This window comes from Roseibium algae, assembly GCF_037783265.1.
GTDB classification, from domain to species: domain Bacteria; phylum Pseudomonadota; class Alphaproteobacteria; order Rhizobiales; family Stappiaceae; genus Roseibium; species Roseibium algae.
Genome location: NZ_JBAKIA010000016.1, coordinates 90,778 through 112,274 on the forward strand (window position 1 = coordinate 90,778; position 21,497 = coordinate 112,274).

At 53.2% G+C, this 21,497-nt stretch carries 19 protein-coding genes; 15 read left to right on the forward strand and 4 right to left on the reverse strand.

Going from position 1 to position 21,497, the window contains the following annotated elements:
• Nucleotides 1–3: 3 nt before the first annotated feature.
• The 6 genes from V6575_RS19320 (at nucleotide 4) to V6575_RS19345 (ending at nucleotide 6,174) form a co-directional block, all read left to right on the forward strand.
• On the forward strand, nucleotides 4–1,689 hold the full coding sequence (locus V6575_RS19320; RefSeq protein WP_340276666.1) for a methyl-accepting chemotaxis protein: 1,686 nt from the start codon (nucleotides 4–6) through the stop codon (nucleotides 1,687–1,689).
• A gap of 161 nt (nucleotides 1,690–1,850) precedes the next feature.
• Nucleotides 1,851–2,309, forward strand: a complete 459-nt coding sequence (locus V6575_RS19325) for a YtoQ family protein (RefSeq protein ID WP_340276667.1) — start codon at nucleotides 1,851–1,853, stop codon at nucleotides 2,307–2,309.
• A gap of 407 nt (nucleotides 2,310–2,716) precedes the next feature.
• Entirely contained in the window at nucleotides 2,717–2,917 is a 201-nt protein-coding gene (locus V6575_RS19330; RefSeq protein WP_340276668.1) for a cold-shock protein, read from the forward strand.
• Between the two features lie 154 nt (nucleotides 2,918–3,071).
• Nucleotides 3,072–4,679 (forward strand): B12-binding domain-containing radical SAM protein, encoded by a 1,608-nt coding sequence (locus V6575_RS19335; RefSeq protein WP_340276669.1) that lies wholly within the window; start codon nucleotides 3,072–3,074, stop codon nucleotides 4,677–4,679.
• Between the two features lie 149 nt (nucleotides 4,680–4,828).
• The gene (locus V6575_RS19340; RefSeq protein ID WP_340276670.1) at nucleotides 4,829–5,503 is read left to right on the forward strand and encodes an alpha/beta hydrolase; all 675 of its coding nucleotides are present in this window, start codon (nucleotides 4,829–4,831) and stop codon (nucleotides 5,501–5,503) included.
• 80 nt (nucleotides 5,504–5,583) lie between these two features.
• Nucleotides 5,584–6,174 carry a hypothetical protein gene (locus tag V6575_RS19345; RefSeq protein ID WP_340276672.1) on the forward strand — a complete coding sequence of 197 codons (591 nt, stop codon included), beginning with the start codon at nucleotides 5,584–5,586 and terminating at the stop codon, nucleotides 6,172–6,174.
• An 11-nt stretch (nucleotides 6,175–6,185) separates the two neighbouring features.
• On the opposite strand, the gene V6575_RS19350 is transcribed toward V6575_RS19345, so the two are convergent.
• Nucleotides 6,186–7,232, reverse strand: coding sequence for a M42 family metallopeptidase (locus V6575_RS19350; protein ID WP_340276674.1), 1,047 nt, complete (start codon nucleotides 7,230–7,232; stop codon nucleotides 6,186–6,188).
• A gap of 267 nt (nucleotides 7,233–7,499) precedes the next feature.
• Here V6575_RS19350 and V6575_RS19355 point away from each other — a divergent pair, with 267 nt between their 5' ends.
• The gene (locus V6575_RS19355) at nucleotides 7,500–8,543 is read left to right on the forward strand and encodes a patatin-like phospholipase family protein (RefSeq protein ID WP_340276675.1); all 1,044 of its coding nucleotides are present in this window, start codon (nucleotides 7,500–7,502) and stop codon (nucleotides 8,541–8,543) included.
• Nucleotides 8,544–8,618: 75 nt separating this feature from the next.
• Nucleotides 8,619–9,692, forward strand: a complete 1,074-nt coding sequence (gene mepA / locus V6575_RS19360) for a penicillin-insensitive murein endopeptidase (protein ID WP_422785608.1) — start codon at nucleotides 8,619–8,621, stop codon at nucleotides 9,690–9,692.
• A gap of 7 nt (nucleotides 9,693–9,699) precedes the next feature.
• Here the strand turns inward: mepA and V6575_RS19365 are convergent, their stop codons facing one another.
• Nucleotides 9,700–10,221: a GNAT family N-acetyltransferase gene (locus tag V6575_RS19365; RefSeq protein WP_340276677.1), complete on the reverse strand. Its 522-nt coding sequence runs from the start codon at nucleotides 10,219–10,221 to the stop codon at nucleotides 9,700–9,702.
• A 102-nt stretch (nucleotides 10,222–10,323) separates the two neighbouring features.
• Between V6575_RS19365 and V6575_RS19370 the strand changes: the two genes are divergently transcribed.
• From V6575_RS19370 to pheT, 6 genes are all read left to right on the forward strand, one after another.
• Nucleotides 10,324–11,241 carry a LysR family transcriptional regulator gene (locus V6575_RS19370; RefSeq protein WP_340276679.1) on the forward strand — a complete coding sequence of 306 codons (918 nt, stop codon included), beginning with the start codon at nucleotides 10,324–10,326 and terminating at the stop codon, nucleotides 11,239–11,241.
• 108 nt (nucleotides 11,242–11,349) lie between these two features.
• A complete protein-coding gene (lepA, locus tag V6575_RS19375) occupies nucleotides 11,350–13,155 on the forward strand; it encodes a translation elongation factor 4 (RefSeq protein WP_340276681.1) in 1,806 nt (601 codons plus the stop codon).
• 102 nt (nucleotides 13,156–13,257) lie between these two features.
• Entirely contained in the window at nucleotides 13,258–13,845 is a 588-nt protein-coding gene (locus V6575_RS19380; RefSeq protein ID WP_340276683.1) for a PhnA domain-containing protein, read from the forward strand.
• Nucleotides 13,846–14,054: 209 nt separating this feature from the next.
• A complete protein-coding gene (pheS, locus tag V6575_RS19385) occupies nucleotides 14,055–15,137 on the forward strand; it encodes a phenylalanine--tRNA ligase subunit alpha (RefSeq protein ID WP_340276684.1) in 1,083 nt (360 codons plus the stop codon).
• A gap of 50 nt (nucleotides 15,138–15,187) precedes the next feature.
• Nucleotides 15,188–15,856, forward strand: coding sequence for a phenylalanyl-tRNA synthetase subunit alpha (locus tag V6575_RS19390; RefSeq protein ID WP_340276686.1), 669 nt, complete (start codon nucleotides 15,188–15,190; stop codon nucleotides 15,854–15,856).
• A 71-nt stretch (nucleotides 15,857–15,927) separates the two neighbouring features.
• A complete protein-coding gene (gene pheT, locus V6575_RS19395) occupies nucleotides 15,928–18,348 on the forward strand; it encodes a phenylalanine--tRNA ligase subunit beta (protein WP_340276688.1) in 2,421 nt (806 codons plus the stop codon).
• A 144-nt stretch (nucleotides 18,349–18,492) separates the two neighbouring features.
• Here pheT and V6575_RS19400 read toward each other — a convergent pair whose 3' ends face one another.
• A complete protein-coding gene (locus V6575_RS19400) occupies nucleotides 18,493–18,744 on the reverse strand; it encodes a hypothetical protein (protein WP_340276689.1) in 252 nt (83 codons plus the stop codon).
• Nucleotides 18,745–18,886: 142 nt separating this feature from the next.
• Here V6575_RS19400 and V6575_RS19405 point away from each other — a divergent pair, with 142 nt between their 5' ends.
• Nucleotides 18,887–19,540: a nucleotidyltransferase family protein gene (locus V6575_RS19405; RefSeq protein WP_340276690.1), complete on the forward strand. Its 654-nt coding sequence runs from the start codon at nucleotides 18,887–18,889 to the stop codon at nucleotides 19,538–19,540.
• Here the strand turns inward: V6575_RS19405 and pabB are convergent.
• Nucleotides 19,511–21,439 carry an aminodeoxychorismate synthase component I gene (gene pabB, locus V6575_RS19410; RefSeq protein ID WP_340276691.1) on the reverse strand — a complete coding sequence of 643 codons (1,929 nt, stop codon included), beginning with the start codon at nucleotides 21,437–21,439 and terminating at the stop codon, nucleotides 19,511–19,513. The genes V6575_RS19405 and pabB overlap by 30 nt on opposite strands.
• Between the last annotated feature and the right edge of the window lie 58 nt (nucleotides 21,440–21,497).

The following is a 21,497-nucleotide window of genomic DNA, read 5'->3' on the forward strand; positions in this document are numbered from 1 at the left end:
ATCATGCTCGGAAACATCTCTGTCGCCAAGAAAGGCGCCGCCGCTTTTTTAATACTCGCCTTGATAGGCGCTGTTGCTGGCGGAGTATCTTACACAAAAACAGTCGGAGCCATGAACCAGGTGACCGTCGCATCAAAAATTATTGATGTCACAGCCAGCACTTTGGAGCTTGAGCGATCCATTTTGGATCAGGCGCTGTCATTGAAAACATTTCTTCTGACCGGCGACCGCAATTGGCTCAATCAGTCGACAGCCATGTCTGCTTCCATAACAGACAAATTCGAAACAATTCGTGCAACTCTAACTGAGCATGCACCAGAAGATGTTGCCTCATTGGAAGCGATGAAAGCTGCATGGTCTGAGTGGTTCAATACCTTTGCTCAAAAGCAAATCAACTTCATGCGTACCCCCGAAACTGTCGACATGGCGCGTGCATTGGAATTAACGCCAGAAAACCATCGGCTCATGACGGCTGTCAATTCCACGAGCATGAAGCTCGCCCAAGCTCTAGACTCAAAGAAGAATACATATCTTTCGATGCAGAACTCGGAACTTCAACTTGTGAAGCTCATCGCATTGACAAGCGCCATCCTAATTGCCGTATTCGCCGTCTTGATGGGGGTTATTAATAACCAGCTCGTTTCACGCCCTCTTGTTCGCTTATGCAACATTGTGGAAAGCCTCTCCAAGGGCAATGTCGACCAGGAAATCGAATTCGGCAAACGCTCCGACGAGATCGGAACAATGGCAGAGGCCCTTGGCATCTTCCGTGTAAACCTGATCAAAACCCGAGAGTTGGAAGACGGCGCTGCGCAGCAGAGAGAAACGACAATCCGCGAGAAAAAAGAAGAAATGGATCGTGTCGCAGGTGAGTTTGAGCGCACAGTCATGGGTGTCAGCGAAGAAATCATCCAGTCTCTCGACAGCTTGAATGAAAAATCCGGCGAACTTTTCAATATTGCCACAGGCACTACACAGCAGGCACTTTCTGTGTCAGCAGCCGCCGAGCAAGCAACCGGAAACGTCAACACTGTTGCAGGCGCAACTGAAGAACTATCCGCTTCCATTCGTGAGATAAGCCAGCAGGTTCGCGAATCCTCCAAACTGGCGGATGACGCCTCCTCCGAGGTCGAGCGTTCCAATCAAGCGGTTACAACACTGCAGAAGGTCGTTGCTAAAATTGGTGACGTCACCAGCCTGATCACTGACATCGCTGCGCAGACCAACCTTTTGGCGCTGAATGCAACCATTGAGGCTGCACGAGCTGGAGAAGCTGGCAGAGGTTTCGCCGTCGTTGCTTCCGAAGTGAAAGCGCTTGCAGAACAAACCTCGAATGCAACCGAAGAAATCGACCGCCAGATTTCGGAAATGCGCACAGCAGCAGATGACAGCATAACAGCCACGGCCAGCGTTGCGGAGATGGTTCGTTCCATTGCAGATCGTAGCTCTCAAATGGCAATTGCAGCAGAGCAGCAGGACGCTGCAACGAGTGAAATCGCAAACAATGTGTCTGAGGCAGCAGGCGGCACCCGAGGTGTTTCAGAGTCAATTTCCGAAGTTAGCTCTTCTGCTAGCCGAACAGGTGATATGAGCTCGGACATGCGTAATTCAGTCGAAGAGCTGCACGAGCGTTCGATGCAGTTGCGCAATGCGATGCACGACTTCATGTCCCAAGTTCGCGCAGCTTAACACCCGCTCAACATACAGCATGAGAATACAGAAACGCCCGCAACTTTCTGCGGGCGTTTTTTGTTTATCCAAACCGCATCGGCCAACGTTCGTTGACAAGCCAATGGTTTTCCCGGCAGCTTGCCCCGAAGGTTCAAGAGGTCATTTTGAGGGAGATAAACATGTCAAATTGGTCCGTCTATCTGTCAGGCGAAATTCATACTGACTGGCGGGAACAGATCAGGGAAGGCGTCGAGAAACTCGGCATGCCCGTTTCATTCTCCGCACCAGTGACCAACCATAGCGCCAGCGATGATTGCGGTGCGCACATCCTTGGCCATGAAGACAATAAGTTCTGGTACGACAACAAAGGCGCCAAAGTGAATGCCATCCGGACACGAACACTCATCGAAAAGTCGGACATTGTCGTTGTTCGCTTCGGCGATCAGTACAAGCAATGGAACGCCGCGTTCGATGCTGGATATGCTGCAGCGCTTGGAAAATCTTTGATCGTTTTGCACGACCCATCGCTTACCCATCCACTCAAAGAGATCGATGGCGCAGCCCTTGCAGTTGCTGAGACATCAGCCCAAGTCGTTGACATCTTGCGTTATGTCATTCGAGGAGAGCTTGAACGCTAGCTCGAAAACATACAAATAAGATTGTATATTCTCTAGGATGGCCCAAGTCGGCCTGCAGTCCAACCAAAGCGGCAATACTCTACCCTATTGATATAAAAGTACTCCCAAAAGCCTCTGCGACAGCATTGCAGGGGCGCCCCTTGTAATTGCGGCAAGGCGCTCCTACCTTAATTTCTGTAAAGACGGTTGCCGATGAGAATTTATAAGCTGGCACCGAGCTTAACGTTTCAGCGATAAACATGAATAACGTAACGTTAACATGTTTGCGAAATGATTAAGCAAGCTGTGGTCTCCCAAAGGTTGGCGCAGATATTTCAATCATTCCTGTCATCAAGGCGTCGAAAACACGGAGTAGATCTCCCACGCCAAAGACGATTTGAGTACGTAAGACTAGAAAGTAGAAGTCCATGCAACATGGCAATGTGAAATGGTACGATAACAGCCGCGGAGTCGGTAGGATCGAACCAGAAGATGGCGAAGATATCTTCGTCGACATCAAGGCCCTGCGCAGGTCCGGCATCGACACTCTTAAGGAAGGCCAAATGGTCGCTTATGACGTTGAGTGGCGCCGAGGTACTGTAATGGCTGAAGATCTAACGGTTCTCTAATAGGAAGACAGTCTTCCACAAATCGAAAGGGCGGCACGACCGCCCTTTTATTTTGCCTGAATTCATGTTTCCCTATCTCCGTAGGTATTTCTTGTTAGACTACGCTACGTCGCAGTTTTGAGAATACATTTTGAATTAAGAGGCACACGATCGAATGACGCATTCAAAGTGCAATGTTCTACTCGTCTACCCACGCTTTAGCGCCGGCTCCTTTTGGAACTACGGTGCAACTTGCGAAATGGTCGGTGCCAAATATCCAGCTCCGCCTCTTGGTTTGATCACCGTTGCAGCAATGTTACCGGACAGCTGGGATGTTCGTCTGGTAGATCGTAATACAGACGAACTCGAAGATGCCGACCTGGAGTGGGCCGATGTCGTCTTCTCCGGCGGTATGCTGCCACAGCAGGCAGATAGTCTGCACATCATCAAAATGTGTAAGGAAAAGGGTATTCCTGTTGCTGTTGGCGGCCCGGATGCGACGTCCAGTCCCCCCGTTTATGAATCAGCAGACTTTCGCGTCCTCGGTGAAGCCGAGGGTATTTTGGAAAAATTCATCGAGGCCTGGGAACGCGGGGAGCGCTCGGGCACGTTTACCGCCGAAAAATTCAAGGCTGATGTAACCACCAGCCCGATACCGCGTTTTGACCTGCTAAACTTCAAGAATTATGTTCAGGTCAACGTTCAATTTTCTCGAGGTTGCCCATTTACTTGCGAGTTCTGCGACATCATCGAACTCTATGGGCGCCGTCCACGTACGAAGAGAAACGAACAGATGCTGGCCGAACTCGACCGGCTCTATGAGCTTGGCTATCGCGGCCATGTCGATTTCGTGGATGACAATCTGATCGGCAACAAGAAAGCCGTGAAGGCGTTTTTGCCGGAACTCATCAAATGGCAGAAGGCGCATAATAATGCGTTCGAAATGTCAACCGAAGCATCGCTCAACCTTGCCGATGACAAAGCCCTGCTCAAGATGATGCAGGAAGCCCGGTTCTTCTCTGTCTTCATAGGCATCGAGAGCCCTGATCCGGCTGTTCTCGTGGCAACCAGCAAAAAACAGAACACACGCCGGGATATCGCGAAGAGCGTGCACCAAATTTATGAGGCTGGCATTTGGGTGCTGGCAGGCTTCATTGTCGGCTTCGACGAAGAAAGCGATCATGTAGCAAATGAAATCACGGCCCTGATCGAAGAAGCGGCCATCCCGGTTTCAATGGCCGGATTGTTGTTCGCGCTTCCCAACACCCAGTTGACACGGCGCTTGGAAAAAGAAGGCAGGCTTCACAGCGGGTTCGAAGAATTTGATGCAGCCGACGACTTCGGCGACCAGTGCACCTCCGGCCTGAATTTTGAGCCACAGCGTGAACGGGTCGCAATCCTCAAGGATTATCGTGAAATAGTCGATCGGATTTATGCGCCAGATGCCTATTTCGGAAGAGTACGCAAGGTTGCAAGCATGCTTAATCTGGAAGGTGAAAACGGCAATATTATCGGCGGCGGATTTCTTCACGACCTCCAAATGTTCGGCAAGATTATCTGGGCAATGACATTCACTCACACGTCCTACCGAGGTCCGTTCTGGCGCACTCTCGCCTTCACAGCTTTCCGGAATTTCAAAGCCATCAAGCCGGTCATGATGATGATCGCACTCTACGTGCACCTTGGACCATTTTCTCGTTACGTTGTCGAACAGATCGACAAGCAAATCGAGGAAATTGAAAACGGAGAATGGCAAGCGCCAGCACTTGTTGCTGCTGAATAGCCTGCACACGATGAGATCCAAGCGCAGTTCTGAACCCGCAAGAACGGCGCATGATCCCATTGAGCAATAGCGCCTTGCGCTGTATATGCTCCTTTTCCTTAACGTGCATGGCAAGTTTATCTATTGGTTTTCTGGCAGTTGGTTCAACAATGACGAATTCAAAGCTAGACGGCCCGCGCATTGAGCCGGCCACCGGCGAACCTGCACAAAAGCTTGTCATCATCCTGCATGGCTACGGAGCCGATGGCGATGACCTGATTGACCTCGGACGGGCTTGGGCAGGCAACCTGCCGGATGCAGCCTTCGTCGCCCCTGATGCTCCGGAATTTTTGCCATATGAAGCGATGGGCGGCCGTCAATGGTTCCCTCTTCATGAGCGAGACATGCGGGAATACCGGTTGGGCGCGGAAGCCGTTGCGCCTGGCCTTCATCGCTTTCTTGATGCAGAACTCACACGCCTGAAGCTAGACGAGACTGCACTGGCCATTGTCGGCTTCAGCCAAGGCGCAATGATGGCGCTTCAAATTGGTCTTCGCAGGCAAAAGCCCCCAGCAGCTCTTCTTGCCTATTCAGGACTACTTACCGGGCCTGATCAGGTCTCCGGCATCCAGACAGCATCACCTGTGCTTTTGGTCCATGGCGCCGATGATGACATTGTAGACCCGCATTACCTAGCGACCTCCCAAGGCGCTCTTGAGAATGCTGGAGCCTTGGTTGAGAGCCACATGCTGGAAGGACTTGGGCACAGTATAGACGAGCGCGGCATGGTTCTCGGCGGGCGTTTCTTGACCAAAAATCTAGGAAAACAAGCGTTTGCAGCATGATCAAATATTAAAAGTTTCTTAATGTATTACACCGAAGGTGATTGTCAGCTTTTCCTAGCCACCTGACGTTCGAGGCGTACATGCAGCTTTCCATTGCAACAACGACCCAGAGCACCAGCATTCTGACGACGTCCACAAAAAGTGGAGCGTCTGGCAAGGCTGATGAAGGATCGACCGACGGAAATAAAGCACTCGCTGCTGCACCAAGTGTTCTGGAAGCCGCTTCGAAAAAAGCCCAGGAAGATGCGGGTGTCATCGCCGCTCTGCAGACAGCTGTGCAGATGGGCAGAGGCGAAAGCGATGCCGAAAGCGAAAGAAAAGCGCTCGCGAAAGTCGAAGATTACCAGAAGACAGCGGGACGCTTGAAGACAGCCCTCGGCCTTGAGGAAACGTCGACATCAAGCTCCACAAACACTTCGTATGAAAGTGCGACAATTTCTACGACCACCCTGGAAGCTGAAATTGGCGGCAACACGGTTTCTGCCAAATTCGTATCCTACGACCGGATTTCCTATGACAGCGCAACAGGGCTTTCGGCCAGATCTGCAAGCGCAACCAACATTGAAGCAAATGTCGGCAATGCGAGCGCCAGTTATCAGAGCGCGTCAGTCAGTTCGCTCTATGCAGGAACCGGCAACCAGGTCGGAAACCTGATCGCCGGATTAGCCTAAATCACAGTCGATCAGGTCTTTTTCAAGAATGCAGCCAGAATATCGCAGGCGGCCTGAAGGTCGTCGCGATGGATCATCTCGGTCACCGTGTGAATATAGCGTGTGCCAACAACGATGCCGACAGCCTTGGCACCTGCAGCGGCCTGTTGCGCAGCTGCTCCATCCTGTCCACCAGCTTTCAGCATAGTCACCTGGAACGGAATACCTTCCTTGGTGGCAAGAGCCTCGATTTCCTTCACCAATGCCCGATCTGCGATAAAGCTTGAATCCTTCACATGCAGGCCAAACCCTGCCCCCTGAACCGTAGTGCGGTCCTGCTCCGGCACACCTGGCGTATCGCAAGCAAGCGTGGTGTCCACTCCAAGCCCGATGTCAGGCTTGATCGCAAAGGCTGCTGTGCGAGCACCGCGTAATCCGACCTCTTCCTGACACGTGAACGCAACATGGATCTCGCAGGCATGCTTGGACTTACCCAATGCACGGATCGCCTCAATGCCGAGCCAGCAGGCAATTCGATTGTCGAGAGCCTTGGAAACGATCTTGTCGCCCATCTCGATCAACGGCTCGTCCATGGTGACCATATCACCGATTCTGACTTTGTCCTTGGTTGATTCATCAAGCCCCAGATCAACGACAAAATCAGCAGGTTCTGGCACTTTCTTGCGTTCTTCAGGTGAGGAAATATGGAGCGGTCGCCCGCCCGGGTTCATAACCCCCTTGTAGTCTCCCTCATCGGTGGAAACGAGAACGCGGCGTGAGAACAGATTGCGCGGATCAAACCCGCCAACAGGCTGCACATGAAGGAACCCCTTCTCCGTGATGTGGGAGACCAAAAAGCCAATCTCATCCATATGACAAAGCAGCATGACCTTCTTCGGCTCTTCACCCTTTTTCGCAGCTTTCCGAGCCTTCCGCTTACACAGCAGAGACCCCATGGGATCAACTGTTACCTCGTCAAAAAGGCCCTCAATCTCGGACAGGATCACTTCGCGAACACGATGTTCGTGACCAGGAACACCAGGGGTTTCACACAGGCGGCGCAGCAGGTCGATATTCATGGAAATGTCCGTTATCTCGTTGATGGGTTTATCCAACCCTAGAATGTTTGCAGCTCAATTGGCAACGATTGTTCAGGTTTGATGATCCATTGTACGCATGGCAAACAGACGTTTCATGATCGCCTGGAACGAAATCCGAGCTCCTGGCATCGTCACTTTATCAAACAGACATGCCTATGTGGTATCGCAATTTCAGGGATGCGGACTTACATTCGCTTGGCGTGATGTAAATCCGCTTTCCAATTTGCCTCACTTAGCGAGGGTACTATGGCGCGAAAGAAACACTTTATCCTGTCGATTGACGGCGGCGGCATGCGCGGACTTATTCCGTTACGAATTTTGGAAAGCCTTGAAAGCCGAATGGCCCATCGCGGCGCAAATATACCAATGCATCAATGTTTCGATCTGATTTGCGGCACCTCGACCGGCGGCCTGATCGCGGCAGGCCTGTCGGCTCCCAAGCCCGGCGGCGCCAGAGGAGAAGCCGCAGCGACCATCAGCGAATTGCGTGATTTTTACGAACGCGACGCACAGGACATTTTCACCCATTCGATCAGAAAGCGTCTCGCCCGTTTTGTGACCAACCCCTTTGGCCTGTTTGACGAGCGATACGACGAACGACCGTTTGAGAAACTGCTGAAAGAGCGTTTTGGCTGGACGTCCATGGCAAGCGCACTGACCCATCTGGTCCTGACTGCCTATGACATAGAAAAGCGCAACGCCGTCTTCATGACAAACGGGCGGCAGCATGATGGCGGGAAGACGAATGACTACTACTTCTGGCAAGCCGTGCGCGCCACGACAGCCGCGCCGTCGTTTTTTGAACCAGCCAAGGCAGAGAACCTGACCACAGGTGCCGAAGACGTTCTTATTGACGGAGGCGTTTTCATGAATGACCCGGCCATGGCCGCCTATATCGAAGCGCGCAAGCTTGGCTGGGCCGCGGAAGACATAACCCTGATATCGCTTGGAACAGGACGCGCGCCAGAGCGCCCTTTCAGCTTCAAAGAGGCGTCCGGCTGGGGCGCCCTTGGCTGGATGCTGCCATCGAACGGCGTACCAATCCTTTCCATTATTTCTGATGGGCAATCTCAAACGGCAAGTTACGCCGCGGACTGTATGTTTACCGATCTCGGAGAAACCCGGTACATACGGATCAATGGCGAAATTCCAGCAGAATCGGAAGCCCTGGACAATGCACGCCCCGGGAACATCATGAAACTGAATGGAGCCGCCGACAGGATTATCCGGGACCAGACCGTTTTATTGGATGATATCGCGGACATGCTCGTTACCTCCAAAGGCTCTTGATCCCTTGAATTGAGCCTTGCCGTGGTCACAAATGGACGGCACCCTTTGGTCGAATCAATTTGGGGACCTGGTGACGTGAAACCAATCGCATCGTTTGCACGCGTGATCATAATGGGCCTGATTGCAGCCTCGACCCTTGCCTCGCACGCCAACGCCACCTCGTCCACCCCAGCGGCCAAGCCGAGCAGTTCTATGTCGTCCGCGGCTGCATCAGTCATCAGAACCTGGGCCGTACCCGTGCCAGCCCGCAAGGCAAAGGTACCCGCGAATTACAGAGCCCCCAGAAGCAACGCCAAGCATTTGGCTCTCCGCGATGATCAACCGGCAAAGGTCTATTTTGGGGCAATGACCGGGCCAGCCCCGCTCAAAGCACGCTCCATCGGATCCTATGCCAAGGGCTGCCTTGCTGGTGGCACTGCATTGCCCGCAAGCGGAGCAACATGGCAGGTTATGCGTCTGTCGCGCAATCGAAACTGGGGGCACCCGGAACTGATCCGGTTTCTGGAGGATCTGGCACAAGACGCTCCAGCTCTGGGATGGCGTGGATTGCTGGTCGGTGACCTGGCTCAACCCCGGGGCGGCCCGATGCTATCAGGCCACGCCAGTCACCAGATTGGGTTAGATGCAGACATCTGGCTGACTGAAATGCCGAACAGAACCCTGACACGACAGGAACGGGAAGACATTTCTGCCGTGTCGATGCTGAAGGGGCCAATGGATATCAAGAATGCGGACCGATCGGTCGACCCAAGGAAGTGGACCGACTCCCGGGCACGGCTGATCAAACGGGCCGCCAGTGACAAGCGTGTCGCGAGGATTTTCGTCAGCCCAGCGATCAAGAAAGCTCTTTGCGACTTTGAAAAAGGCCGTGACCGCTCATGGCTCCGGACTGTGCGTCCCTGGTGGGGACATCACTATCATTTCCATGTTCGCCTGGCCTGCCCAAAAGACAGCAAAGGCTGCAAGAACCAGAACCCACCGCCTCCAGGTGATGGTTGTGGCAAGCAACTTACATACTGGTTGTCAGACGAACCCTGGGTTCCCAAAAAACCAAAGACCCCCGGCAAGCCGACGAAGGTCGTGAAAAAGAAACCAATGGCACTGGCGGCCCTCCCGCCGAGCTGCAAACAAATCCTGACCGCGAATTAGCATCAACCTAATTCGCCGGCGGCCTTTCCCTGTCATCCAGAACAAGAGCCATTTGAACAAGGTCCAACCAACGACCAAACTTTGCGCCAACCTGAGGCAACCTGCCTGCTTCTTTGAAACCAAAGGCCGCATGAAACTTGATCGAAACCGTGTTCCCGGCATCGATCCCTCCTACCATCACGTGGAACCCTCCAGTCCTGGCCCTTTCGATCAGCGCAGCCATCAGTATTTTCCCGGCACCACGTCCTTGAGCAGATGCTGCAACATAGACCGAATGGTCAACGGTAAACCGATAGCCATCCTTTGGCCGATACGGCCCGTAAGACCCGAAACCAAGCACTCCATTGTCTTCATCGGCAACAACGATGACAGGGAAGCCAGCATCCAGCCGCTCCCTCATCCAGTCGCGCCGGGTGTCCAGACTTTCAAGTTTATCTGACCAGATTGCATCAAGATTGCGAACTGCATCATTGTGGATCTCCAGGATCGCAGGCAGATCAGCCTCGGTTGCGTTGCGCAGGTGCATCATTAGACTCGCTTGATATTGGAAACTTAAATTTACATCACAATATTCAAAAAGAAATGATCTATAATATAAGCAATCTTGATGCCAAACAAACCCGAGCCCAATATGGATATCGATCAACTCCGAACCTTTGACCGGGTCGTGCGCGACGGCAGCTTCACCAAAGCTGCCGCCCGCCTGAACGTCACCCAAGCGACTGTTTCCATGCGCATACGAGCACTGGAAGCTTACATTGGTGCCCAGTTGTTCATACGCGGACGGCAGGTTCAATTGACAGATCAAGGGCTTGGGTTCCTGCCCTATTGTCGGCGTATGCTCGGTGTTCTGCAAGAAGCAAGGGAAACACTTCGGCGGGCCGAGCGCGGCCGCATTGCCGTCGGCTCCCTATCCACCATGATCATGCCAATGGTCAGCAAGGCACTGCTGCGGTTTCAAAGGCGCCACAAAGAGATTGACGTTATCATCCGCGAAGGGCGCCACAATCAGATCGCAACCATGCTGCATGAGAGAGATGTCGAACTGGCGGTGATTTGCTGGCCTAATCTAGATCCTCTGCTGACCAATGTTGAACCCCTGCTGATCATCCGTGAAGACGCACCTCTGGTGGCTTCACCTGCCCTTTCAGAGAAACTCGGCCTAACTCCTTCCTTCAACGACATCCTCGACAAAGCCCCCCGCTATCTTCATCTCAATTGGTGGCAGGTTGCACCAACAGCGGCAACGTCCCTGGCGCAGTCACCGTTAATCCAGGTTGAGCTGCCGACAAATCCCGGCAGGAGTCTGATTGAGGCAGGTGAAGGCATCGGTTTTTTTGTCCGCTCAGCCATTGCCGATTCTTTGGCCGACGGCCGCCTTGTCGAAATTCGCCCGACAGACCTCGAACCATTGCATCGTGACATCGCACTGGTTGTGCGTAAACGGAAGGCTCTGGAAGAAGGTCATCTGCTCGAATTTGCCAATGAAATCGCAACCGAAGGCCGTCTCCTTGGCCGAATCCTGAAGGACAATCTTACCACTGAGTAAGCTCTTTGCTGATCATAACACTTCGCTTTCCTCAAAAATCGGCTGTTTGACCACGATTGAAGCACCAAATCTCTTTGCGATCTGCATTTGCAGTGCTAAACGAGCCGAATGACGACCAAAGCACTTTCCAATATCCGCAACTTCTCCATCGTGGCTCACATTGACCATGGCAAGTCTACGCTCGCCGACCGGTTGATCCAGATGACGGGAACCATGACCGACCGCGACATGACCGAACAGGTCCTCGATTCCATGGATATCGAGCGCGAACGCGGCATCACGATCAAGGCGCAAACAGTGCGACTGATCTATGATGCCAAGGACGGTCAGCAATATATACTGAACCTGATCGACACCCCAGGCCACGTTGACTTTGCCTATGAAGTCTCCCGGTCTCTGGCTGCGTGCGAAGGTTCACTGCTTGTGGTTGACGCAAGTCAGGGAGTGGAAGCACAAACGCTAGCGAACGTTTATCAGGCCATTGAGAATGACCATGAGATTGTCACGGTCCTCAACAAGATCGATCTGCCCGCTGCCGAGCCAGACCGGATCAAGGAACAGATAGAGGATGTCATCGGTATAGACGCCTCTGAAGCCTGCATGATCTCGGCCAAAACCGGCCTTGGCGTAGACAGCGTTCTGGAAGCCATCGTCGAAAAACTGCCATCACCACAAGGCGATCCTGATGCGACCCTGAAGGCCATGTTGGTCGACAGCTGGTACGATACATATCTCGGGGTGATGGTGCTGGTTCGCGTTATCGACGGATCCTTGAAAAAGGGCCATAAGATCAAAATGATGGGCACCGGTGCTGCTTATGACGTCGACAGGGTCGGCGTGATGACGCCGAAGTTCCTTCAGGTCGATGCCCTGCAAGCTGGCGAAATTGGCGTCCTGACCGGATCGATCAAAGAAGTTGCTGATACGCGCGTTGGCGATACCATCACACTGGACAAAAAGCCGTGCGCGGACGCTCTACCCGGCTTCAAGCCTGCACAGCCGGTTGTGTTCTGTGGATTGTTCCCGGTCGATGCCAATGACTTTGAAGACCTACGCGCTGCAATGGGAAAGCTGCGTCTCAACGATGCAAGCTTCTCCTTTGAAATGGAAACATCCGCTGCGCTCGGCTTTGGCTTTCGCTGCGGGTTCCTTGGCCTCTTACATTTGGAAATCATCCAGGAGCGGCTGGAGCGCGAGTTCAATCTCGACCTGATCGCAACGGCCCCGTCCGTGGTGTATCAGATGACATTGACCGACGAGAGCAATGTCGAACTCCACAACCCCGCGGATATGCCCGATGTGGTCAAGATCACGGAAATTCGCGAGCCTTGGATCCGCGCAACGATCATGACACCGGACGACTACCTTGGCGGTATCTTGAAGCTGTGTCAGGATCGTCGTGGCCTACAGGTGGACCTCAATTATGTCGGCAGCCGCGCAATGCTGACCTACGATCTACCGCTCAATGAAGTCGTGTTCGATTTTTATGATCGCCTGAAGTCTATCTCCAAGGGTTACGCATCCTTTGACTATCTCATCACTGAATATCGCGAAGGCGATCTGGTCAGGATGTCCATTCTGGTCAACGAAGAGCCGGTTGATGCATTGTCCGTGCTGGTTCACCGCAGCCAGGCAGAGCGTCGCGGTCGTGCGATGGTCGAAAAGCTGAAAGAGCTGATCCCGCGGCATATGTTCAAGATCCCGATTCAGGCTGCCATTGGTGGTAGGGTGATCGCCCGTGAAACCCTGTCCGCCCTGCGCAAGGACGTGACCGCCAAGTGTTATGGCGGCGATGCTACCCGTAAGCGGAAACTGCTGGAAAAGCAGAAGGCTGGTAAGAAAAAGATGCGTCAATTCGGTCGCGTGGAAATTCCTCAGGAAGCCTTTATTCAGGCCCTTAAAATGGAAGACTGAGGCATCCTCAGGCCTGCGATGTCAAACAAATATCTGAACTTCCTATTTAACGCATCTCGTCAACTCAGATGACGACTTCAGTCTCGCTGTCAGGAGCCCACAATGAACACGGAAACCCAATTGCGGGAGCGCTCTGGTGGCGTTTGTGAACTTTGTGGCGCAACTGAAGACTTGTCAGCTCACACTGTTGGACCTGAAACAAAAAACGATGCAGACAGCTCAGTTTTGTCTTGCTCAACATGCGCCGGTCAGATTTCAGGGGCGCAAGCAACGGATACCAATCACTGGCGATGCCTGAATGACAGCGCATGGAGCCAGGTGCCAGCTGTTCAAGTTATCGCCTGGCGGATGCTGAACCGTCTTTCCGTAGAGACATGGGCCGCTGATCTGCTGGACATGCTGTACCTGGCAGATGAGACAATGGTCTGGGCCAAAGCTGGCCTTGCAGACGCCCATGCGGCGGCTGATGACGATGCCATCATTCACAAGGACACATATGGTGCGGTGCTTGTGGCCGGAGACACTGTCACCCTGATCAAGGACCTAAAGGTCAAAGGCGCGAGTTTTACGGCCAAACGCGGCACCGCTGTGCGTAATATTTCGCTTGTTCATGACAATGCTGAGCACATCGAAGGCCGCGTCAATGACCAGCGCATCGTGATCCTGACCGAATTCGTCAAGAAGTCTTGAAGCTGAGCAAACGTTCTTTAAGACTTAGAAAGCCTTGAGGACTGAAGCATTAACAACAGCATCTTTGACCTTTTCAAATTTTCCGGGCCACCTCGAGTGAGATAATTCACAGCGGGCGTGGCATCAGGCTGCAATTCTGGTAAAAGACCGAACGAATTCACTTTCGACCGCCAAATGCGCGTTAGCGCAGCACGATAGACTGAGCACTCATGTCCGATCTAAATACACTCGAAACCGAAATTCTCGCTGCTATCGAAGCTGCCGCGACAGAGGCCGCTTTGGAAGACGTCCGGGTGGCTGCTCTCGGTAAGAAAGGCAGCATTTCCGAGCAAATGAAAACGCTCGGCAAGATGAGCCCCGAAGAGCGCCAGACCATGGGCCCCGCCCTGAACGGCCTCAAGGCACGCGCAGCAGACGCAATTGCCTCACGCAAGAACGTTCTGGCTGAAGCGGCTCTTGAAGCCCGCCTTGCGAGCGAGAGCCTTGACGTAACTTTGCCGCTGCGCTCAGGCCCTGCCGAGACCGGTCGCATTCACCCGGTCAGCCAGGTGATTGATGAACTGACAGCGATCTTTGCTGATATGGGCTTTGCCATTGCCGAAGGTCCAGACATCGAAACAGATGAGCTGAACTTCACGGCCCTGAATTTTCCGGAAGGCCATCCTGCCCGCGAAATGCATGACACGTTTTTCTTCAACGAGAAGGAAGACGGCGAGCGTTTGCTGTTGCGCACACACACGTCACCGGTTCAGATCCGCACAATGCGGAACCAGGAACCGCCTATCCGCGTCATCATCCCTGGCCGTACATATCGTTGTGACAGCGATCAGACACACACGCCAATGTTCCACCAGGTCGAAGGCCTTGTGATCGACAAGACCAGCCACATCGGACACCTGAAAGGAACGCTCGAAGAATTCCTAAAAGCGTTCTTCGAGGTGGACAATGTGACGCTTCGTTTCCGTCCAAGCTTCTTTCCGTTCACTGAGCCGTCGATGGAAGTTGATGTGCAGTGCGACCGGTCCGGCGCTGAAGTTAAAATCGGACAGGGCAGCGACTGGATGGAAATCCTCGGTTGTGGCATGGTCCACGCCAATGTCTTGCGCAACTGCGGTCTTGACCCGGACGTCTATCAGGGCTTTGCCTGGGGCATCGGAATCGACCGCCTTGCAATGCTGAAATACGGCATGCCGGATCTTCGCGCCTTCTTTGACGGAGATGCACGCTGGATCAAGCACTATGGTTTTCGCCCTCTCGACCTGCCAACCCTGTTCGGTGGCGTTTCTACATAACGCCCTTAGCAAGCCGCCTCTTCCATGATCCTTAGAAGGCCTGAATCAATATGACGATGATCAGCCGCCTGATTGCCGCCGCTCTTCTCGCCACGTCGCTCTGCGTTGCATGTTTTTCACCTGCTCTGGCACAGGTCAAAGACACCTCTGAACGCGTCGCAACGCCGACCTCTTTTCTGGAATCCTGCGCAGATAAAATCGAAGCCCGTGGCCGGCTGCGTTTCTGTGACGCTTATTTCCGCGAGAAACTCGGAACTCAGGCAGATGCCCTTCTTTATCTGCGGGACCGGATAACCGGCCTTCGCGCATCTCATGAAGAATCCGCTTCCGAGAAATACAACAGCTTTCTCTCAGCGATCTACATAGTCTCTTTCCTGACCATCGTGTCGATTGTCTTGGTCGCAAGTGATCGCAAAATCAAGGGAACGGCGAAGTGGGCGAGCCTGGCCACCTCCATCGCCTTGTTGCTAATGGTTGGGGTGATTTCCCTTGGATGGCTTGGCAAATACCGCGCGGAATATGCAGCACAGATCGAACTCGGTATTCTGCGAGATCGTATTGAAGCGGAAGCTGCACAGGTGATTGCTACAGGTCAGGACGTGACCCCCGAACTGGTTGTCGGGTGGACAAACGAGCTTTCTGGAATCGGGCGTCGATTTGCTGAAAATTATGCCAACGCATCGCCGCTCCCCGAAATTGATCGCTTTCACGACAAATAGACATTCCAGCGCGGCCATCAAATCGCAAATTCGCAGTGCCCTGCACTGACCAAAAGACAAAGAGCAAACCCATGAAGTTCACCCTGTCCTGGCTGAAGGAATACCTCGAAACCGACGCGAGCCTTGATCAAATTGTCGAAAAATTGACGATGATCGGGCTTGAAGTCGAAGACGTCGCAGACCGTGCTGCGAAGCTGTCCGCATTCAAGATCGCCAAGGTCCTCGAAGCAGAACAGCATCCGAATGCTGATCGCCTGCAGGTGCTCAAGGTTGATACCGGCGAAGGTGAGCCCGTACAGATCGTTTGCGGCGCTCCCAATGCCCGTGCCGGGCTTGTCGGTGTCCTTGGTTGCCCTGGAGACTATGTGCCTGGGCTCAACATCACACTGTCAGTCGGAAAAATCCGCGACGTGGAAAGCTTCGGCATGATGTGCTCCGAACGGGAGCTTGAGCTATCAGAAGAACATGATGGCATTATCGATCTTCCGGCCGATGCACCTGTTGGTGTGGCCTATGCAGAATGGGCTGGCTTGAGCGATCCGATCATTGAAATCGGATTGACGCCAAACCGTCCTGATTGCACAGGCGTCTACGGGATAGCCCGCGATTTGGCCGCGACTGGAATCGGCAAGTTGAAAGAACGTCGCCACGACCAGATTCGTGGCACATTCCCTTGTCCAACCGGTGTGAAATTCGAGTTTGGTGACACAAAGCCACTTTGCAAAGCGTTCGGTTTGCGCCTCGTCAAAGGCGTGAAGAACGGACCTTCACCCAAGTGGATGCAGGATCGTCTTTTGGCGCTGGATCTGCGCCCAATCAACACGCTCGTTGATATCACCAATTACATGACCTTCGACCAAGGCCGCCCACTGCACGTCTTTGATGCCTCAAAAGTCAAGGGCGATCTGGTTGTGCGCCGCGGCGTTCAAGGCGAGACCATCGAAGGGCTCAACGGAAAATCATACACAGTTGATGAAAACGTCTGTGTGATTTCAGATGACAATGGCCTTGAAAGCCTCGGCGGAATTCTGGGCGGGGAAGTTTCAGGATGTACCGAGGGAACGATCGATGTGCTGATCGAATCCGCGCTTTGGGATGAAGATGGCATTGCCGCAACAGGTCGCAGGCTCGGTGTCAACACCGACGCACGTTACCGGTTTGAGCGCGGCGTTGACCCTGATTACATGCTTCCGGGTCTGGAAGCTGCGACGAAACTGGTTATGGACCTGTGCGGCGGGGAAGCCTCCGAGGTTGTTCTCACCGGGAAAGTTCCGGATGAAACCAACATCATCGAGTTCCCTTATTTCGAAGTGAAGCGCCTGTCCGGCATCGACGCATCGGTGCCAGAAATCAACGTTGTATTGAAATCACTTGGCTTCTGGGTTTCCGGAACCAGCTCTTCTGCCAAAGTGGCGGCTCCAAGCTGGCGCCCTGACATTGAAGGTAAGGCTGACCTGGTTGAAGAAGTCATCCGCATCCTCGGACTTGATCGCATACCTTCCATGCCTCTGCCACGCGCGGGCAGCGTTGGAACGAAAGTTTTGACACCAGGCCAGATACGCCGCAGCAAGGCACGCCGCGCATTGGCGGCTCGGGGTCTCTATGAGACAGTGACCTGGTCTTTCGTTTCAAAAAAAGAAGCCAAAGCTTTCGGCGGCGGACAACCAGAACTCAGCCTGGCCAATCCGATTTCATCCGACATGTCCGACATGCGGCCTAGCCTACTGCCCGGCTTGTTGATGGCAGCGCAGCGCAATGCGGATCGTGGCACCCCGGATGTTGCCCTCTTTGAGGTCGGCCAGATTTTTGCGGGTGACAAGCCAGAAGATCAAAGAATGGTGGCAACAGCCATTCGCCGTGGCACTGCCGTTGTAAACGGCTCTGGACGTCATTGGTCCGGATCGTCTGAGGCCGTCAGCGTCTTCGATGCCAAGGCCGATGCTCTGGCAGCTCTTGCTGCGATTGGGGCACCAGTAGAAAAGCTTCAGATTTACACAGATACGCCTGATTGCTTCCACCCCGGTCGCTCCGGCTGCCTGAAGCTTGGCCCAAAGAACACCCTGGCCGTCTTTGGCGAGATCCATCCCCGGACCTTGGCCGCTCTTGATATCGACGGGCCTTTGGTCGGATTTGAGATCTATCTCGATAACCTGCCACAGCCGAAGGCAAAGCCAGGCCGCTCCAAGGGCGCGTTGAACGCCTCCGACTTGATGCCGGTTCGACGCGATTTTGCATTTGTTGTCGGGAAAGACGTGACTGCAGAAACGCTTCTGAAAGCAGCACGCAGCGCCGATAAGGCACTAATCACAGATGTCACTCTGTTTGATGTCTATGAAGGTAAAGGTATCGCTGACGATCAAAAATCACTCGCCATCGATGTCACGCTGCAGCCCACCCAGAAAACGTTGAAGGACGACGAGATCGAGGCCATCGGCAAGAAGGTCGTGGCAGCTGTTCAAAAGGCGACTGGCGGCAGCCTGCGTAGCTCATAAGGCTTAATTGGCACCTACAGCAAAACCGCTCTGGAGCAATCCGGGGCGGTTTTTTTACTTCCGGGACCAGGACGCCCCTTTAATCGGAAATCCTGAAGTTCTCGCGGCACCGCTTGCCGATAACGCATTGCTTATTGTCTTTCGTCAGCGCATAGGCTGGTCCCGTGAGAGGCGTGCGAGAATAGCAGTACGCGCGTCAGCAATGAACCGCTCAAACGTATATTGACCTGTTGTCATCACCACTTCACCGCGTTGCTTGACCAAAGCTTGCGCCTGAGTACACGTCATGTCCCTTGTGTCAGGACGGGCCTGCCCATTTGCAGCCGTCGACGCCAATAGAACGCACGAACCCAATGCTGCTGCATGTGTCAACGGTTTGATCTGTATGAACAACATAGGCTCTCTCCTGTATACTCTCATTGAGTAGATGGGCAACCAATTCCAAACGTCAAGTTTCACATCATTACGCTGCAATCTATCGCTAGCATGCCGAGAATCAGGTAAGTTTGATCCGCTCGCCATTGACCGGATATTCCCCATGCCTGCCATCAAAATTCATGATATTGGCCGCCTTAACAGAGAACGGCTTGGGGACCCTTACCTGTCCTCTGAAGATGAACGGTTTGAAACGATCAGAACCATTATCGCTGAAACGCCTTCTCTTATGGCTATTTTGACAAGCATCCGCGATCTAGAGCTCCCAGACAGCTGGCTTGTGTCGGGCGGTATCTATCAAACCGTCTGGAATGCCCTGACAGACAGGCCAGCCAGCCATGGCATCAAGGACTATGACATCATCTACTTCGACGGCTCAGATCTGTCCTTTGAGGCTGAAGACATCGTGATTAGGCAGGTTGAGGCCAAGCTCCCATCCCTTGCAGGTCAACTGGAAACCAGGAATCAAGCCCGTGTGCATCTTTGGTACGAGAAGCGCTTTGGACAGCCCTATGCACCGCTAAGCTGTTCCATGGAGGCTCTGACCAACTATGCTGCAAAAACCCATGCAGTGGCCGCAAGGCTTAGACACGATGGAAAGTTGGACATCCACGCCCCATTCGGCTTGAGCAATATTTTCGCTATGCGCATTGTTCCCAATTACACGCTCGACAACAGCAAAACTCATGCTGAGAAGGGAAAAAGAATGCAGGCAAATTGGCAGGAACTAAACGTCATGAGCTGGCAAAGACCCTGACCCAGAGTCTCGCAAAGCACCAGCAGGCGTTTCGATAAGTCTCACACGCACCAGCCCTCGAACCGAATTGCCCACGAAAACCTCTTTTGCAGCATATAGATCTGCTACAGTCAGATCAGCTTCTTCTGCAAGCGCAGTTTCCAGAAGGCCTTCCCGGAGTGTTCCTGGCAACAGACCGTGGTGGAGAGCAGGTGTCAGGAGCCTGCCGTCCTTGCGCAAAAAGATATTTGTGAAGCTGCCTTCGGTCAGATAGCCGCTTTCATTGGCAAACAGGACCTCCTGGCATCCTGTCTGTTCAGCGCAACGCGCACGGGTCTCGTCGTAAAAAGCCCGGTTCGTTGTTTTGTGGAACAGGAAAACTCTTGGCTCTGGATAGGCCTCTGACATCAGAGCCACATTCCATACCGTTTCAGGTTCAACCGGATTGAAGGCCTCGTCTAAAATGGTCCAGCTGCCGGTCTCGTCCAGCTCCAGCCTAACTCTACGGGGATCAGAAAATCCTTTCGTAAGTAAGTTCAACTCCTGTCTGATGGCCTCATCATCGCAGTCACGACCAAAGTAAGCTGCGGATGCCCCAAGACGCCTCATATGACGTTCAAAAAGCTGGATACCTTCGCCCGGCAGGAAGGCCATGGTCTCAAACAAAGAGAAAGGGGCATTCTCTCCAGTCATGAACTTCAACTTTAACCGACATTCATCATACTCAGGTACGGCCCCTGAATCATAGACGACAGCTGAGCCCGTCCCAACTTCACCGGCCCCATCCTCCCGCAACACAAGAGTTCGTATAGCCACGTTGAACTTGAAGTCGCCTGACGGATGCAGATAGCCGATTGAGCCGGTGTAAACGCCACGTGGAGATGCTTCCAGACGCTTAGCAATCATCATTGCGCTGAGTTTCGGCGCACCTGTAATAGAGCCACAAGGGAATAGATTGGCAATGATTTGCGCAAAGCCAATGCCGTCTTTCAATCTGGCTTCCACCGTGGAGGTCATTTGGTGCAAGCTTTTGTAACGCTCCACCTCACATAGGCTTGTCACCTTCACGCTACCGGTTTCAGCGATGCGCGACAGGTCATTGCGCATCAAATCCACAATCATGGTGTTTTCAGCCCGCTGCTTTGGGTCTTTTGCAAGATCTCTGGCAACTTGCCGATCTTCAAGAAGCTTATTCCCACGGGGCGCTGTGCCCTTCATGGGCCGTGCCCGCAGCATCTGGCCTCGCTGCTCCAAAAACAGTTCTGGAGACAAGGATAGGATCGCACGGTCTTCCAGCTTCAAAAAAGCGGCATGAGCAACAGGCTGACTGTTCAAGAGCTTTAGGAAGGCAGCCTCCGACGACCCTGAATGCGAAAAACGGGCATTCATCGTCAAGTTGACCTGATAAATGTAACCTTGTGCCAGATGCCTTTGTGCCTGCTGGAATGCATGATCGTATTCGGCTTCAGACCAATCGAAAGTCAACCTGCCCAAGCTGGCACTTTCCTCACCTGCTGCTTGGGCAAGCAAGCGATGGGTTTCTTTCAAACTGAAAGTCTCAGACTGATCGTAAACTCCGAACCATGCCAGCAAATCGCCATTGTTCTGCCAGCCACTCCTCAGCTTTTCTTCGAATGCAAAACCCAGCTCATAGGCAAGAAAACCAGCGACGTAACAGCCCTGTCTTTGGGCGCGTTCAACAGCTTCAAGTGTGGCTTTGACCTGACTGAGATCACGGCAGGACAAGACCTCCTGAGGCTCAGAGAAATACTGCGCCCGCTTCTCATTGAGGCAGTCCAGCAAGAGAACGGAGTCAACTGGGATTTCCGATGATGTCATGAATGCGATGATGCCAACCAGAGAAAGACCTAGGGTAGGGCTAGAGAGCTCCTGCAGGAAATGTTGATCGCTCTTTTGCATTCCCGGCGATCTAGGTCAAGGCTTCTACCGAATTGATAAGCCAAACAGCCAGTCCGCG